This window comes from Serratia sp. JUb9, from assembly GCF_014298095.1.
GTDB lineage: Bacteria > Pseudomonadota > Gammaproteobacteria > Enterobacterales > Enterobacteriaceae > Serratia_B > Serratia_B rhizosphaerae.
This window is the reverse complement of the sequence record NZ_CP060416.1, coordinates 3,037,139-3,052,244: the sequence shown is the minus strand read 5'-3', so window position 1 is coordinate 3,052,244 and position 15,106 is coordinate 3,037,139. Positions and strand designations below refer to the sequence as shown.

The 15,106-nt window shown below is 57.5% G+C and carries 17 protein-coding genes; 15 read left to right on the top strand and 2 right to left on the bottom strand.

All coding sequences use genetic code 11. The annotated features are described in order from the left end of the window. The first annotated feature begins 1 nt into the window (after nt 1). The 6 genes from mltG to HF675_RS14445 all read left to right on the top strand — a co-directional run bounded on the left by mltG (nt 2) and on the right by HF675_RS14445 (nt 6,215). Nucleotides 2-1,021 (top strand): endolytic transglycosylase MltG, encoded by a 1,020-nt coding sequence (mltG, locus tag HF675_RS14470; protein WP_105230735.1) that lies wholly within the window; start codon nt 2-4, stop codon nt 1,019-1,021. After that, a complete protein-coding gene (tmk, locus tag HF675_RS14465; protein WP_105230736.1) occupies nt 1,011-1,649 on the top strand; it encodes a dTMP kinase in 639 nt (212 codons plus the stop codon). The genes mltG and tmk overlap by 11 nt, the downstream gene beginning before the upstream one ends. After that, complete coding sequence (gene holB, locus HF675_RS14460) at nt 1,649-2,659, top strand: DNA polymerase III subunit delta' (RefSeq protein ID WP_105230737.1); 1,011 nt, start codon at nt 1,649-1,651, stop codon at nt 2,657-2,659. Before tmk ends, holB begins: the two co-directional genes overlap by 1 nt. 13 nt (nt 2,660-2,672) lie before the next feature. Beyond that, nucleotides 2,673-3,449: a metal-dependent hydrolase gene (locus HF675_RS14455; protein WP_105230738.1), complete on the top strand. Its 777-nt coding sequence runs from the start codon at nt 2,673-2,675 to the stop codon at nt 3,447-3,449. A gap of 340 nt (nt 3,450-3,789) precedes the next feature. Beyond that, a complete protein-coding gene (gene ptsG, locus HF675_RS14450) occupies nt 3,790-5,223 on the top strand; it encodes a PTS glucose transporter subunit IIBC (RefSeq protein ID WP_105230739.1) in 1,434 nt (477 codons plus the stop codon). A 572-nt stretch (nt 5,224-5,795) separates the two neighbouring features. After that, nucleotides 5,796-6,215, top strand: a complete 420-nt coding sequence (locus HF675_RS14445; RefSeq protein ID WP_187043287.1) for a hypothetical protein — start codon at nt 5,796-5,798, stop codon at nt 6,213-6,215. A 298-nt stretch (nt 6,216-6,513) separates the two neighbouring features. Here the strand turns inward: HF675_RS14445 and zinT are convergent, their stop codons facing one another. Further along, nucleotides 6,514-7,164 carry a metal-binding protein ZinT gene (zinT, locus tag HF675_RS14440; protein ID WP_187043286.1) on the bottom strand — a complete coding sequence of 217 codons (651 nt, stop codon included), beginning with the start codon at nt 7,162-7,164 and terminating at the stop codon, nt 6,514-6,516. A gap of 113 nt (nt 7,165-7,277) precedes the next feature. After that, nucleotides 7,278-8,024, bottom strand: a complete 747-nt coding sequence (locus tag HF675_RS14435; protein WP_187043285.1) for an SDR family oxidoreductase — start codon at nt 8,022-8,024, stop codon at nt 7,278-7,280. A gap of 99 nt (nt 8,025-8,123) precedes the next feature. On the opposite strand from HF675_RS14435, the gene HF675_RS14430 reads away from it, so the two are divergent. From HF675_RS14430 to HF675_RS14390, 9 genes are all read left to right on the top strand, one after another. Beyond that, the gene (locus HF675_RS14430; protein ID WP_187043284.1) at nt 8,124-8,558 is read left to right on the top strand and encodes a helix-turn-helix domain-containing protein; all 435 of its coding nucleotides are present in this window, start codon (nt 8,124-8,126) and stop codon (nt 8,556-8,558) included. A 65-nt stretch (nt 8,559-8,623) separates the two neighbouring features. After that, on the top strand, nt 8,624-8,974 hold the full coding sequence (gene hinT, locus HF675_RS14425) for a purine nucleoside phosphoramidase (protein WP_015671968.1): 351 nt from the start codon (nt 8,624-8,626) through the stop codon (nt 8,972-8,974). Nucleotides 8,975-8,988: 14 nt separating this feature from the next. Next, entirely contained in the window at nt 8,989-9,378 is a 390-nt protein-coding gene (locus HF675_RS14420) for a YcfL family protein (RefSeq protein WP_105230746.1), read from the top strand. Nucleotides 9,379-9,402: 24 nt separating this feature from the next. Continuing rightward, nucleotides 9,403-9,996 (top strand): penicillin-binding protein activator LpoB, encoded by a 594-nt coding sequence (gene lpoB / locus HF675_RS14415; RefSeq protein WP_105230747.1) that lies wholly within the window; start codon nt 9,403-9,405, stop codon nt 9,994-9,996. Then, nucleotides 9,977-10,831 (top strand): thiamine kinase, encoded by an 855-nt coding sequence (gene thiK, locus HF675_RS14410; protein WP_187043283.1) that lies wholly within the window; start codon nt 9,977-9,979, stop codon nt 10,829-10,831. The genes lpoB and thiK overlap by 20 nt, the downstream gene beginning before the upstream one ends. A 49-nt stretch (nt 10,832-10,880) precedes the next feature. Then, complete coding sequence (nagZ, locus tag HF675_RS14405; RefSeq protein ID WP_111737261.1) at nt 10,881-11,906, top strand: beta-N-acetylhexosaminidase; 1,026 nt, start codon at nt 10,881-10,883, stop codon at nt 11,904-11,906. Nucleotides 11,907-11,971: 65 nt separating this feature from the next. After that, the gene (gene ycfP / locus HF675_RS14400) at nt 11,972-12,514 is read left to right on the top strand and encodes an alpha/beta hydrolase YcfP (RefSeq protein ID WP_105230750.1); all 543 of its coding nucleotides are present in this window, start codon (nt 11,972-11,974) and stop codon (nt 12,512-12,514) included. 331 nt (nt 12,515-12,845) lie between these two features. Beyond that, nucleotides 12,846-14,150: an NAD(P)/FAD-dependent oxidoreductase gene (locus HF675_RS14395; RefSeq protein WP_105230751.1), complete on the top strand. Its 1,305-nt coding sequence runs from the start codon at nt 12,846-12,848 to the stop codon at nt 14,148-14,150. A gap of 362 nt (nt 14,151-14,512) precedes the next feature. Then, entirely contained in the window at nt 14,513-15,064 is a 552-nt protein-coding gene (locus HF675_RS14390; RefSeq protein WP_172606288.1) for a glycine zipper 2TM domain-containing protein, read from the top strand. Nucleotides 15,065-15,106 lie beyond the last annotated feature (42 nt).

Below are 15,106 nucleotides of genomic sequence, written 5' to 3'. Positions count from 1 at the left end.
AATGAAGAAAGTAAAGTTTGTTGCACTGCTCGTCGTCGTGATTTTGGCCCTGCTGTTCTGGGGCTATCAGAAGGTTGAACGCTTTGCCGATACGCCGCTGGCGATTAAGCAGGAGACTATCTTTAAACTGCCGGCGGGTACCGGACGGGTGGCGCTGGAAGGGCTGCTGGTGCGCGACAAACTGATCCGCAGCGGCAAATGGTTCCCGTGGTTGCTGAAGATTGAGCCGAAACTGGCGGAGTTTAAAGCCGGTACCTATCGTTTCACCCCGGGGATGACGGTACGCCAGATGCTGGAGTTGCTGGCCAGCGGTAAAGAAGCACAGTTCAACGCACGTTTTATCGAAGGATCGCGCCTGAGCGACTGGATGAGTATTCTGCAGCAGGCAAAATACCTGAAGCATACGCTGGCCGGTAAAAGCGAGGCGGAAATCGCCGCTGCGCTGGGCATGCCGGAAGATGCGCATCCGGAAGGGCGTCTGTACCCGGATACCTATTCCTATACCGCCGGCATGAGCGATATCGCTCTGCTGAAGCGAGCCCATGTGCGGATGGAAAAAGCGCTGGACGACGCCTGGCAGAAACGTGACAAGGCGCTGCCGTATAAAACGCCGGAGCAGCTGCTGACCATGGCCTCCATCATCGAGAAAGAGACCGCCGTGGCGGCGGAGCGCGGCAAGGTGGCGTCGGTATTCGTCAACCGCCTGCGCATCGGCATGCGGCTGCAGACCGATCCGACGGTGATCTACGGCATGGGCGCGCGCTATACTGGCACCATTACCCGTAAGGATCTGGATACGCCGACGGCCTATAACACCTATACGATCAGCGGACTACCGCCGACGCCGATCGCCATGCCGAGCCAGGCATCGCTGACGGCGGCGGCACAGCCGGAAAAAACGCCTTATCTCTATTTTGTTGCTGACGGCAAGGGTGGGCACACCTTTACCACCAATCTGGCCAGCCATAATAAGGCGGTGCGGATTTATCGCCAGCTAGTGAAGGAAAAGAATGAAAAGTAAATTCGTGGTCATTGAGGGGCTGGAAGGCGCAGGGAAAACCACCGCACGCGATACGGTGGTCAGCGTATTGCGCGAGCACGGTATCGACGACATGGTCTTTACCCGTGAGCCGGGCGGTACGCCGCTGGCGGAAAAACTGCGCGATCTGTTTAAGCGTGGCTATGAAGGCGAACTGCCCACCATCAAGGCGGAAGTGCTGATGTTATATGCGGCACGGGTGCAGCTGGTAGAAACGGTGATTAAACCGGCTCTGGCGCGCGGCGCCTGGGTGGTTGGCGATCGTCACGACCTGTCGTCACAGGCCTATCAGGGCGGCGGTCGTGGCGTCGACCCGCAGCTGATGGCGTCGCTGCGGGATACCGTGCTGGGTGATTTCCGCCCCGACTTAACCCTGTATCTCGACCTGCCACCGCTGGTTGGGCTGCAGCGCGCGCAGGCGCGCGGCGCGCTGGACCGCATTGAACAGGAGGCGCTGCCGTTCTTTGAACGCACGCGCGAGCGCTATCTGCAACTGGCCGCGGCGGATGATTCGATCGTCACCGTGAATGCGGCGCAGACGCTGGAACAGGTCACCGCCGACATTCGTCAATGCGTCAGCGTGTGGCTGCAGCAACAGGAAACGGCCTGATGAATTGGTATCCGTGGCTGAATACGCCCTATCGGCAACTCGTCGGGCAATATGCCGGCGGGCGCGGCCACCATGCGCTGCTGCTGCACGCGGCGGCCGGCAACGGCGACGACGCGCTGGTTTACGGCATCAGTCGCTGGCTGATTTGCCAGCGGCGCAACGGGGAAAAAAGCTGCGGAGAGTGCCACAGCTGTCGCCTGATGATGGCGGGCAGCCATCCGGATTATCACGTGTTAGCGGCGGAAAAAGGGAAAAGCAGCCTGGGTATCGAACCGGTGCGTCAACTGAGTGAAACCCTGTATGCCCATGCGCAGCAGGGCGGCGCCAAAGTTGTGTGGTTGCCGCAGGCGGAACAGCTGACCGAGGCGGCGGCCAATGCGTTGCTCAAAACGCTGGAAGAGCCGCCGGCGCACACCTATTTTCTGTTGAGCTGCCGCGAGCCGTCCAACCTGCTGGCAACGCTGCGCAGCCGCTGTCTGTACTGGCACCTGTCCAGTCCTGATGAAGCGCTGAGCCTGCAATGGCTGGAGCGGCAGGGCGCGGCCGGTACTCAGACGGAGCGTCTGACGGCTTTACGCCTGCATGACGGCGCGCCGCTGGCTGCCGAACGTCTGCTGCAGCCGGAACGCTGGCAGCAGCGCAGCGCGCTGTGTACGGCGCTTGGCAATGCGCTGCAGTCGCAGGATATGCTGCAGCTGTTGCCGCAGTTGAACCACGATGAAGCCGCCGAGCGGTTGCACTGGCTATGTGCGCTGTTGATGGACGCTATGAAGTGGCAGCAGGGCGCTGCGGCGTTTGTGCTCAACCAGGATCAACAGCAGCTGGTGCAACTGTTGGCGGCGCGGTTAAGCAGCAGCTCGCTGCAGCATAGCGTGCAGCAGTGGCTGCACTGCCGGCATCAATTACTCAGCGTGGTGGGCGTTAACCGTGAACTGCTGCTGACCGAACGTCTGCTGGGCTGGGAACAGATGTTCACAGCCAGCGGCTATACTCATCCTCATTCGCTGTAAAGAGTTAAAAATTATGTTGTTAGTCGATTCTCACTGCCACCTCGACAGCCTGGACTATCAGGCGCTGCACCAAAACGTGGACGACGCGCTGGCGAAGGCCAAAGCGCGCGACGTGGGCTATGTGTTGGCGGTCGCCACCACTTTGCCGGGTTACCGCTCGATGACGGCACTGATTGGCGAGCGCCCTGACGTGGCGTTCTCCTGCGGCGTGCACCCGTTAAACCTGGAAGGGGGCTATGACTACGCCGAGCTGCGCCAGCTGGCGGCGGCGGAACAGGTGGTGGCGCTGGGGGAGACCGGGCTGGACTATTTCTACCAGAAGGATAACTGGGCGCTGCAGCAGGAGTCGTTTCGTCAGCATATCCGCATTGGCCGCGATCTGAACAAGCCGGTGATTGTGCATACCCGCGATGCACGGGAAGACACGCTGGCGATTCTGCGTGAAGAGCAGGTGCAGGAGTGTGGCGGCGTGCTGCACTGCTTTACGGAAGACCGGGCGACCGCCGAAGTGTTGCTGGATCTGGGCTTCTATATCTCCTTCTCCGGCATTGTTACCTTCCGTAATGCCGAGCAGCTGCGCGATGTGGCGCGCTATGTGCCGCTGGATCGTATGCTGGTGGAAACCGACTCGCCTTATCTGGCCCCGGTACCGCACCGTGGCAAAGAAAACCAACCGGCCTACGTACGCGACGTGGCTGAATATATGGCGGTTCTGAAAGGCGTAAGCCTGGAAGAGCTGGCCGCCGCCACTACCGCCAATTTTTCTCGCTTATTTCACATCAAATTCTGATTCATGACCTAGGCTTAGGTTGCCGCCACGATGCGCGGGAATTATTTTAACTCTCGTAATTAATCGGCTGAACGGGTAAGGTTCCTCCCCCGTTCGGCCCGTTAACGGATGCGTATTCACCTTTTTTTACAAAAAACCGCCAATTTCAGAAATAGTACAGGGGTTATTGATTGAAACGTGACTGCCATCAAACAATGTCCGAGGTATTTATTTTACTCTGCGTAAAAATTCAAGGGGTGCTCAGACACCCTGAATTGTAGAGGGTTTCCTTCCTCCTCTGCAGCGCGAAAATCGCGCAACAAGAAGTCGCTAAGCCTATTACTCAGGAGCACACTCAACTATGTTCAAAAATGCATTCGCAAACCTGCAAAAAGTAGGTAAATCGCTGATGCTGCCGGTATCCGTACTGCCTATTGCAGGTATCCTGCTGGGCGTCGGTTCAGCCAACTTTAGCTGGCTGCCCGCGGTAGTCTCGCATGTGATGGCGGAGGCGGGCGGTTCCGTGTTCGCCAATATGCCGTTGATCTTCGCCATCGGCGTTGCGCTGGGCTTCACCAATAACGACGGCGTTTCCGCGCTGGCGGCGGTAGTGGCTTACGGCATCATGGTGAAAACCATGGCGGTGGTGGCGCCGCTGGTGCTGCATCTGCCGGCCGAAGAGATTGCCGCCAAACACCTGGCGGATACCGGCGTGCTTGGGGGGATTATCTCCGGCTCCATTGCGGCCTATATGTTTAACCGCTTCTTCCGTATCCAGTTGCCGGAATACCTCGGCTTCTTTGCCGGTAAACGCTTTGTGCCGATTATCTCCGGCCTGGCGGCGATCGTGCTGGGCGTGCTGCTCTCCTTCATTTGGCCACCAATCGGCAGCGCCATTCAGACCTTCTCGCAGTGGGCGGCCTACCAGAACCCGGTAGTGGCGTTCGGCATCTACGGGGTTGTTGAGCGTTCTCTGGTGCCGTTTGGTCTGCACCATATCTGGAACGTGCCGTTCCAGATGCAAATCGGCGAGTTCACCAACGCGGCGGGCCAGGTGTTCCACGGCGATATTCCACGCTATATGGCGGGTGACCCGACCGCTGGTAAACTGTCCGGCGGCTTCCTGTTCAAAATGTACGGTCTGCCGGCGGCGGCTATCGCCATCTGGCACTCGGCGAAGCCTGAAAACCGCGCGAAAGTGGGCGGCATCATGATCTCCGCGGCGCTGACCTCGTTCCTGACCGGGATTACCGAACCGATCGAATTCTCCTTCATGTTCGTGGCGCCGGTGCTGTATGCGATTCACGCGATTCTGGCCGGCCTGGCGTTCCCGATCTGTATTCTGCTCGGCATGCGCGACGGCACCAGCTTCTCACACGGTCTGATCGACTTTATCGTACTGAGCGGCAACAGCAGCAAAATCTGGCTGTTCCCGATCGTCGGCATCGTTTACGGTCTGGTGTACTACACCATCTTCCGCGTGCTGATTGCCAAGCTGGATCTGAAAACCCCGGGTCGTGAAGACAGCTCTGCTGACCAAAGTGCGCAGGGCGGCACGGAAATGTCCGCTGCGCTGGTGCAGGCATTCGGCGGCAAAGACAACATCACCAACCTGGATGCCTGTATCACCCGTCTGCGCGTCAGCGTGGCCGACGTGTCCAAGGTTGACCAGGCCGGTCTGAAGAAACTGGGCGCCGCCGGCGTGGTGGTTGCCGGTTCCGGCGTTCAGGCCATCTTCGGCACCAAGTCCGATAACCTGAAAACCGATATGGATGAATATATCCGTAATCACTGATTCAGACAGGCATCAACGGAGGGAGGCGAAAGCCTCCCTTTTTTATTTATTATATAATTGATTTATTAATGCTTTCCATTTCCAGTGTCCACATGGTGTCCGCGGTGAGCACGAAAGTGGTTAATGCAGGGCGATCTGGCACTAATAGCGTTTGGTGTATTTCGCATTCTTCGTACAGGGCGGGCACTGCTCGAGGCTGGCACGAAGGCCGCTATCTCTGTGAAACTCAGTAATGCAACGATGAGTTTTCTACGTGGACGCCTAAAGTTAGGGCTGTCGGCGCGAAACCTAAAGGTTACGGAAACCGTTGCTCGACAAATGAGAGACCCTGGGCGTTTTGTACCATTGCAAATCCAGGAGAAAGCTATCCGATATGGTGTTAGACGTCCCGACCCTCATGGAGTGACAGGACAGTTTGTTTACCGTGCAGAAATGAACAGACTGGTTAAACGCAAGGTGGGCGACCAGATTCAATATGTACGTACACGTTATAAACTGCACGTGGTCGTCAGAGAAAAAGATTGGACGATTACGCACTTTCATTACGACAACCTCCCCTGAGAAAAGTGATTATGTTTGAGATAAAAGCAGACGATTCCCTGTTTAGATTCACGTTCGTTGAAAGATTGGAAGAAATTGAAGACAGAAATCAAGATCTGATTATCTGCTGGTTGGAGGTGCAGGGATCGGGCATGAGCCTGCAATGCGAGTGCGAGTTTAGTCTGTTTGATATTAAGACATTACGCGATCAATTAGAGCAGTTTTATCAGTCTTTACCACAAGGGCGCTTTCCTAAAGAGATCGACTATTCTCCTCGTGTTCCAACGTTTAATTGTGAAATTGTCCAGGCTAAAGATACTGACACCATAGGTTTCAACTTCAAGGTTTGCCCGAGTATGTTGACCTTATGGACCATGCAAGGAGGGATGCTCATCGATCAGAGCTATTTCCCCGGTCTCATTGCTGGCTTGAATGACATACTTAGTAATTGACTATAACGAAAAGAGCCCCGCGATAGGCGGGGCTTCTTCTTAAATGAGAGGTTGAACTGATCGCGCCCGTAGTGGGATGTGGGGAACGCGTCCTGCGGGATAAAGTCTGATGGTATTGTAAGTATCCCGCATAATCGAACCATTCACATTGAGAGATCTTCCGGCATACTCATCATTACCAATGAAGGAGATCGCCATGCGTAAAGCCTGTGTTACTAAGCATGAAATCAGCACCGTACACCGTAATTAGATTGCCTGAATCCCGGTGAACCGGCAGGTCATCATCCGGCCTTAGCCTTCAGTGATGCAGCATTTCGTCCACCACCTGCTTCCCTTCCAGTTGATACGGGTAATAGGTCGGCCAGTTATCCATCTCCTTCAGCAGCGCCTCCTGAGAGGTATTTCCCATAAAGATATGGTAGTGGGCCGATTTGCGCGGGCCGATAGTATGGTCGCTGAACTGCACGTATTTAGGCGCCTGGCTGCCGGCATCCTGGCATTCGAACAGGTAGCGCACGCCTTTCTTGCCTGACGTATAGGTCAGGATTTTATGGCCGGCATAATCGTATTTGCAGCTGCTGACTTTATCGCCGCGGTGAAATTCCATCACGCCGTTTTCAATGCCTATGGTGTCCACATCTGTGGCGTACCCTTGGCGATAATAGGCTTTCACCTTGGCGAAGGTTTTGCTCTTGTCCTTTTCCGCTTTCTTTTTAAATACCGGGTCGAGATCGCCGTTTAGCAGATAAGGGTACACCGACTGCCAGACGCCATCCCAATCGCTTAGCGTTCTGTCCTGCACCTGCTTATCGTCAAAAACGCCTGCGGCGGCCTTCAGCTCGACGTCCGTCATCGGCTTACCGTGTGAATGATGGGCATGCGCCAGTGCCTGGCTGCTGATAAGCAGCGTTCCCAGCGTGAGCGCCAACTTGCCAAAATGAATCGTCACCGTATATCTCCCAGCGATATAAAAAATGAAAAGTTACAATATAACATAACAATTAACGGCGCAACGGTGACGTTGCACACTCAGAGGGCGGACGGAGGTGACTGCCGCTGCTGCTATAAATTGCCCACGCCGCCGTCCATCTGTAGTTCAGTGCCTACCATAAACGCCGACTCATCAGAGGCGAGGAAGACCGCGCCTTTGGCTAACTCCCAGCTGGTGCCCATCCGGCCAATCGGCACCAGCGCGCGGATCTCGTCCTTCAGCGTTTGTTCATCCTTATCCTGCAGCCCCAGCTTGCCGAAGGCCGGCGTCTCGGTGGGGCCGGGGCTGAGGCTGTTCACGCGGATGCCGCGGGTATGCAGCTCGCCGGACAGGGTGCGCGCCAGCGACAGCAGGGCGGCTTTGCTGGCGGCGTAGACGTTGCTTTGCGGCAGACCGATATGGGCGCTGACCGAACCGCACAGAATAATCGACGCCGGGTTGGCCAGCAGCGGCAGCAGCGCCTGGATCAGGAAAAATGGCCCCTTGAGGTTGGTATTCATCAGACGGTCGTAGCCCTGCTCGTCCCACCGCTCCAGCGGCTGGTGGGTGACGTCGCCGGCGTTGATATACAGCACGTCCAGACGCGGCCAGCGCTGTGCCAACTGCTGCGCCAGCTGGCGCTGTTGGGCAATATCCCCGGCGTCATTTTGCAACGCGATAGCTTCGCCCAACTGCCGTTGCGCTTCCTCCAGGCCGCGTGACGAACGGCCGGTTATCGCCACGTTGGCGCCTTCGGCAATAAACTGACGGGCGGTTTCCAGCCCGATGCCGCTGGTTGCGCCGGTAATCAGCGCGTATTTGTCTGCTAATCGTGTCATTACGGTTTCCTCCTGCTGAGCTTGCTGGCATTATTTACGGCAAAACTATCCTTTGCATAGTAGGTACCGAATGGATACTAAGGCGCCGGGAGGTATGAAATGACGGGTTCCGCGCATAGCGAGCAGGAAAAAAATTTGGCGGCGCTGCCGGCGGTGGGGCAGCCGTGCCCGATGGTGGATTTTGTTAATTTGTTGTCCGGCAAGTGGGCGATACCGATTTTGTACCGTCTGATCCTGATGGACGCGCCGGTGCGCTTTGGTGAACTGCAGCGCGCCGTGGCGCCGATTGCACAAAAGGAGCTGACGCGTCAGCTGCGCCAGTTCGAACGACGCGGTCTGGTGACGCGGCAAATATTTCCGCAGGTGCCGCCGCGGGTGGAATACCAGATTACCCCGCTGGGCAAGACGCTGCGCCCGACGCTGGATTCGCTGGCCGACTGGATGCGCAGCCATGCGCCGCAGTTAATTAGCGGTGCTGCGCCAGGATTGTCTGATTCTGCGCCACTCGATGTAGAAAGTGCGCAATCAGGTTGAAAGCGGTAGAATTTGTCACTCATACTGCGTATACCTTTTTCTTTAACGCTAACAAGGAATTCCAGATGGCCGAAGAAACGATTTTCAGTAAAATTATCCGCCGTGAAATCCCTGCCGATGTGGTGTATCAGGACGAGCTGGTGACCGCTTTTCGCGATATCGCGCCGAAAGCGCCGACGCATATCCTGATCGTGCCGAACGTACTGATCCCGACGGTGAACGACGTGACCAGCGAGCATGAGGCGGCGCTGGGGCGGATGATGACCGTGGCGGCGAAAATTGCCGAGCAGGAAGGCATCGCCGAGGATGGCTACCGCCTGATCGTCAACTGCAATCGCCACGGCGGCCAGGAGGTCTATCATATTCATATGCACCTGGTGGGCGGCCATGCCCTCGGCCCTATGCTGTCACACTGATTGAGGAAGCCGCCATGCGCTATCACAAACCGCTGCGTTGCCTAATGGCGCTGGCGCTGCCCGCCGCGATACTGATGGGCTGCAGCAGCCCGCAGGGGATCGCGGTTAATGAACGACAGACGGTGGTGATGGAGCCATCGGTGCTGACCGCCGGCATTTTGGCCGACAGGCCGGTGGTAAATGATGCCTCCGGTAGAGTGATCGCTACCGCGGTGCTCAGCAATACGCAGCCGACCTCGGTCACTCTGCGCTACCGTTTCTATTGGTATGACGACCAGGGGCTGGATATTCGTCCGTTTGAAAAACCGCGCGCCATTACCATCGCGCCGAATGCGACGGCGCAGGTTTATTCGATTAATGGCAACTTTGATGCCAAGCGTGCGCGCCTGTATCTATTTTTATAATCCTCGGGCCAGTTGGAGAAAATAATGAAAAAGTATCTGTTTGTGGCAGCGGCCGCGTTGGTATTGACCGGTTGTCCACAGCGTCCGCCTGAACAGCCGGAACCGCCGGCGACGATCACGCCGGTGACGCCGGAGGAGACGACGCCGGTACCGGAGCAGCCGGAGCCGCCAACCTCGGAACCGGTGCCGCAGCCGCCGAAGATTCAGAGTTTTAACTGGCTGGGCAGCGTACAGCCGCTGATTGCGCAGATGCTGAAAGCCGATGGCGTGACGCCGGGCAGCGTGCTGCTGCTCGATAGCGTGAAAAATAATACCAACGGTTCTTTGCAGACCGGCAAGGCGACCGCGGCGTTGCACAAAGCGCTGGGTGCCAACCAGACCTTTACCGTGGTGCCGCAGGCGCAGCTGACCAGCGCCAAACAGACGCTGGGACTGTCGGCGGAAGACAGCCTGGGTTCACGCAGCAAGGCGATTGGCCTGGCGCGTATTGTCAACGCGCAATACGTACTGTACAGCGACGCCAGCGGCGATGTGAAGTCACCGCAATTGGATATGCAGCTGATGCTGGTGCAGACCGGCGAAATCATCTGGTCGGGCAATGGCGCGGTTAAACGCTGAGGCCGAGCTGCAGCAACTCTTGCAACACAAACTGCCGGCGGTGAAAACCGCCGGTAGTCGTTTCAGCCCGGTAGCCGGCCTGACCGGTGAAAGCTGGCGTATCCAGACCGCCGATGGCGCAGTGCTGCTGGCGCGTCAGCAGGGGGCGGAAAAAGCGGTGCTGGGGGTCAACCGCCGGCGCGAAGCGCGCGTGCTGCGGCGCAGCGCCGGGGCGTTGGGGCCACAGCCGCTAGCGCAAGATCGGCGCTGGCTGGTGGTGGAATGGCTTGCTGGTGACGTTGTCACTAGCGACGGTTTTGAGCATTATCGGCAAGGGGGCGAACTGGCGGCGCTGATTGCCACGCTGCATCGCCGGCCGCGCAGCGGTTATCGGCTGAATCTGCCGGCCCAATACCGACGCTATTGGCAGCAGCTTGACCGGCGACGCATTACTCCGGCCTGGCTGCGCTGGCAACGCCATTTTTTGCAGGCGAAGCCGCCGCGGCCGCTGAAGCTGGCGCCGCTGCATATGGATATTCACCCGGAAAACTTAATAAAACAGCAGACGCGGCTGCGGCTGATTGACTGGGAATACGCCGGCGACGGCGATGTGGCGCTCGAACTGGCGGCCCTGTTCCGTTTCAATCAGTGGTCTGCCGCCGCGCAGCGTGAGTTTTTGCAGCAGTACGCTCGCCAGGGCTATCACGACCTGACGGCGCTGGGCCGCCAGGTGCAACGCTGGCTGCCATGGGTTGATTACCTGATGCTGATGTGGTTTGAAGTCCGCTGGCAGCAGAGCGGCGATGCGCAATTTTTGCGTTGCGCCGCAGCGCTGCGCCAGCGTTTTTGTTTATGATCCCTGTTTCTGTATGAATTAATGAAGTGAGGTGGCCGTGGGCCCAGTAATGTTAGACGTCGCCGGCTATGAGCTGGATGCCGAAGAGCGCGAAATTTTACAGCATCCGCTGGTGGGCGGCCTGATTCTGTTTACCCGCAACTACCACGATGCGCAGCAGCTGCGCGAGCTGGTGCGGCAAATCCGCGCGGCGTCCCACGATCGGCTGGTGGTGGCGGTCGATCAGGAAGGCGGTCGCGTACAGCGTTTTCGCGACGGTTTTACCCCTCTGCCGGCAGCGCAGTCCTTTGCCGCCCTCAATAACGCGGCGGAAGCGGGGCGGCTGGCGCAGGAAGCCGGTTGGCTGATGGCGGCGGAGATGATCGCGCAGGATATCGATATCAGCTTTGCGCCGGTGTTGGATATCGGCCACGTCAGTGCGGCGATTGGCGAGCGCTCTTTCCATCAGGATCCGACGCAGGCGTTGGCGATGGCGGAGCGCTTTATTCAGGGGATGCACAGCGCCGGCATGCGCACTACCGGCAAGCATTTTCCGGGGCATGGCGCGGTCAGCGCCGACTCGCACAAAGAAACCCCGCGCGATCCGCGCCCGCTGGCGACCATCCGCAATCACGACATGTCGATTTTCCGCGCGCTGATTGAGCGACGGCTGCTGGATGCGGTGATGCCGGCCCACGTCATCTATACTGAGGCCGATCCGCGTCCGGCCAGCGGCTCGCCGTACTGGCTGAAACAAATCCTGCGTCAGGAATTGGGCTTTGACGGCATTATCTTCTCTGACGATCTGTCGATGGAAGGCGCGGCGATCATGGGCAGCTATGCCGAACGCGGCCAGGCGGCGCTGGATGCCGGCTGCGATATGATTCTGGTGTGCAACAACCGCGCCGGTGCGGTCAGCGTGCTGGATAACCTGTCCCCGGTCAAAGTTGATAAGCTCAAGCGGCTGTATCATCAGGGACAGTTTACCCGTCAGACGCTGCGCGACTCCGAACGCTGGAAGCAGGCGAATCAGCAGCTGAGTGCGTTGAGCGACCGCTGGGAAGCTTACAAACAGCGCGGCGAGGTTAACCCGTAAGGGCGTCGTAATACGGCGCTGCCGGCGAGGGCCGACCTGGCCCTCCGTTTATTGCGAGGATCCACATGATTATCTATTTGCATGGTTTTGATTCCACCAGTCCCGGCAATCATGAGAAGGTGCTGCAGCTGCAGTTTATCGATCCGGACGTACGCTTTATCAGTTACAGCACCCTGCACCCGCGCCATGATATGCAGCATCTGCTGAAAGAGGTCGACAAGGCGGTGCAGCAGGAAGGAGACCGGCAGGCGTTGATCTGCGGCGTCGGGCTGGGCGGATTCTGGGCGGAACGCATCGGCTTTCTGTGCGGCATCCGTCAGGTGGCGTTTAACCCGAACCTGTTTCCGCAAGAGCATATGCACGGCAAAATCGACCGGCCGGAAGAGTACCTGGATATCGCCACCAAATGCGTGGCGGACTTTCGTGAAAAGAACCGCGATCGCTGTCTGGTGGTGCTATCGCGCCATGACGAGGTGCTGGATAGCCAGCGCAGCGCCGATCTGCTGCACAAATACTACGAAATCGTCTGGGACGAGCAGCAGACGCACAAGTTCAAAAATATCTCCCCGCACCTGCAACGCATCAAAGCCTTCAAGACCCTCGCGTAACAGTTCCATAACGCACTGCCCGGCCGCGATTATTATCCAGACGAAGGATAATGCGCGGCTTTTATTATTGTTCTGGCAAATATGTCAGTGGCCAACGGCGGCGCAAAAAATGTGACCTGACGCTAACTATTTGAATCGCAATCGTCAAAAAAGCTCCGCGTCCAGCCTTTAAGCAAAAAAGTTTGATATGCATCAATTATGGTATGACCAAATAACCTCCCATGCTATTCTGGCCGCAGATTGCAGGTTTATTTTACGCGAACCCCATGTATTCTAAGGATATTATTTGTTTACCCTTGGATAACAAATGGTTCACATTTAGAGGGTTATTTTGACAATGCCAATCAAGAAAATCGTCATTGTGGGCGGCGGTGCCGGAGGCCTGGAGCTGGCGACCAGCCTGGGGCATAAGCTCGGCCGTAAAAACAAGGCCGAGGTTACTCTGATCGACCGTAATCACAGCCACCTGTGGAAACCGTTGCTGCACGAAGTGGCGACCGGTTCTCTGGATGACGGCGTCGATGCGCTGAGCTACCTGGCCCACGCCCGTAATCACCACTTCAGCTTCCAACTTGGCTCGCTGACCAATATTGACCGGGACAACAAAACCGTCCAGCTGGCGCAAATTTGTGATGAGCAGGGCGACGAGCTGGTGCCTGAACGTGAGCTGTCTTACGACATCCTGGTGATGGCCCTGGGCAGTACCTCGAATGATTTCGGCACGCCGGGCGTGAAGGATAACTGCATCTTCCTGGACAACCCGCACCAGGCGCGGCGCTTCCATAACGAAATGCTCAACCTGTTCCTGAAGTTCTCGGCGCAGCCGGGGCAGCAGGAGAGCGTCAATATCGCCATCGTCGGCGGCGGCGCCACCGGGGTTGAACTGTCGGCGGAGCTGCACAACGCGGTGAAACAGCTGCATAGCTACGGCTTTGAGGGCCTGGACAACAGCGCGCTGAATGTCACGCTGGTGGAAGCCGGCGAGCGCATTCTGCCGGCGCTGCCGCCGCGTATTTCCGCCGCCGCGCATCAGGAGCTGAACAAGCTGGGCGTGCGGGTATTGACCAACACCATGGTCACCAGCGCGGAGCACAACGGCCTCAATACCAAAGGCGGCGAATTTATTCAGGCCGATCTGATGGTATGGGCGGCGGGCATTAAAGCACCGGACTTTATGAAAGAGATCGGCGGGCTGGAAACCAACCGTATTAATCAGCTGGTGGTTGAGCCGACGCTGCAGACCACGCGCGATCCGAACATCTTTGCTATCGGCGACTGTGCTTCTTGCCCGAAAGAGGGCGGTGGCTTTGTACCGCCGCGCGCCCAGTCGGCGCACCAGATGGCGTCACGCTGCGGCAGCAATATTCTGGCGCTGATTAACGGCCAGACGCTGAAGCCCTATGTCTATAAAGACCACGGCTCGCTGGTTTCACTCTCTCGCTTCAGCACCGTCGGCAGCCTGATGGGCAACCTGATGCGCGGTTCGATGATGGTGGAAGGACGTATTGCGCGCTTTGTTTATATCTCACTGTATCGTATGCATCAGGTGGCGTTGCACGGTTATATCAAAACCGGCCTGATGATGCTGGTGGGCGGCATCAACCGCGTGATTCGTCCGCGTTTGAAAATGCACTGATTTCACCATATTGCGCTATCCAACCCACGCCGTTGCGACCGCGTGGGTTTTTTTATTTTCGCGTCAGGCCGATGTTTGCCATGCTGGTACAGAGGCAGCATAAAATCGGGCGGTTTCCCGCCACAACCTTAGGATTCTTCCTAAACAAGCCACAATCACACATTTTCCCGCATCTTTGGTTACTTCGTCTTATTGCAGCAACAATAAGGATTGTGCAGACTTTGACGTGTTTACAGACGGCGCAGCACGCCCGCCGTAAACCGGGAGGCCCGTGCCGCCAATGCGCAAAATAATAAGCGCGGTGCAACGTTGGTAACACACCCGGTGCAAAATGCGTGGTAACAATTTCAGGAGGATTTCCTGTGAACAAGTCAATGTTAGCCGGTGTAGGTATCGGTATCGCAGCTGCTCTGGGTATTGCTGCCGTTGCCAGCCTGGATGTATTTTCTTCCGGCCCACAATACGCGCAGGTTCTCAACGCCAAGCCGATTAATGAAACCATCAAAACGCCGCGGCGTGAATGCCGCAACGTGACGGTCACCCACCGTGCGCCGGTGCAGGATGAGAACCGCATTGCCGGTTCCGTGCTGGGCGCCGTAGCCGGCGGGGTTATCGGCCACCAGTTCGGCGGCGGTCGCGGCCGCGACGTAGCGACGGTGGTCGGCGCGCTGGGGGGCGGCTATGCCGGCAACCAGATCCAAGGGTCGATGCAGAACAACGACACCACCACCAGCGTGCAGCAGCGCTGCAAAACGGTGTACGACAAATCGCAGAAGCTGCTGGGCTATGATGTGACCTACAAGATCGGCGATCAGCAGGGCAAAATCCGCATGGATCACGATCCGGGCACTCAGATCCCGCTGGATAAGAGCGGTCAGCTGATCCTGAACCGCACCGATACCACACAGGCCTGATGCTTTGACGCCACTTCGGCGTCAAAAAAAACCCGCAGCCAA

Coding starts and splice junctions, on each gene's coding strand:
- ycfP (WP_105230750.1), top strand. CDS start 11,972: ATGATTATCTATTTGCATGGTTTTGATTCCACCAGTCCCGGCAATCAT.
- nagZ (WP_111737261.1), top strand. CDS start 10,881: ATGTTAGACGTCGCCGGCTATGAGCTGGATGCCGAAGAGCGCGAAATT.
- lpoB (WP_105230747.1), top strand. CDS start 9,403: ATGAAAAAGTATCTGTTTGTGGCAGCGGCCGCGTTGGTATTGACCGGT.
- HF675_RS14435 (WP_187043285.1), bottom strand. CDS start 8,024: ATGACACGATTAGCAGACAAATACGCGCTGATTACCGGCGCAACCAGC.
- mltG (WP_105230735.1), top strand. CDS start 2: ATGAAGAAAGTAAAGTTTGTTGCACTGCTCGTCGTCGTGATTTTGGCC.
- holB (WP_105230737.1), top strand. CDS start 1,649: ATGAATTGGTATCCGTGGCTGAATACGCCCTATCGGCAACTCGTCGGG.
- tmk (WP_105230736.1), top strand. CDS start 1,011: ATGAAAAGTAAATTCGTGGTCATTGAGGGGCTGGAAGGCGCAGGGAAA.
- HF675_RS14420 (WP_105230746.1), top strand. CDS start 8,989: ATGCGCTATCACAAACCGCTGCGTTGCCTAATGGCGCTGGCGCTGCCC.
- HF675_RS14455 (WP_105230738.1), top strand. CDS start 2,673: ATGTTGTTAGTCGATTCTCACTGCCACCTCGACAGCCTGGACTATCAG.
- HF675_RS14445 (WP_187043287.1), top strand. CDS start 5,796: ATGTTTGAGATAAAAGCAGACGATTCCCTGTTTAGATTCACGTTCGTT.
- thiK (WP_187043283.1), top strand. CDS start 9,977: ATGGCGCGGTTAAACGCTGAGGCCGAGCTGCAGCAACTCTTGCAACAC.
- hinT (WP_015671968.1), top strand. CDS start 8,624: ATGGCCGAAGAAACGATTTTCAGTAAAATTATCCGCCGTGAAATCCCT.
- HF675_RS14430 (WP_187043284.1), top strand. CDS start 8,124: ATGACGGGTTCCGCGCATAGCGAGCAGGAAAAAAATTTGGCGGCGCTG.
- ptsG (WP_105230739.1), top strand. CDS start 3,790: ATGTTCAAAAATGCATTCGCAAACCTGCAAAAAGTAGGTAAATCGCTG.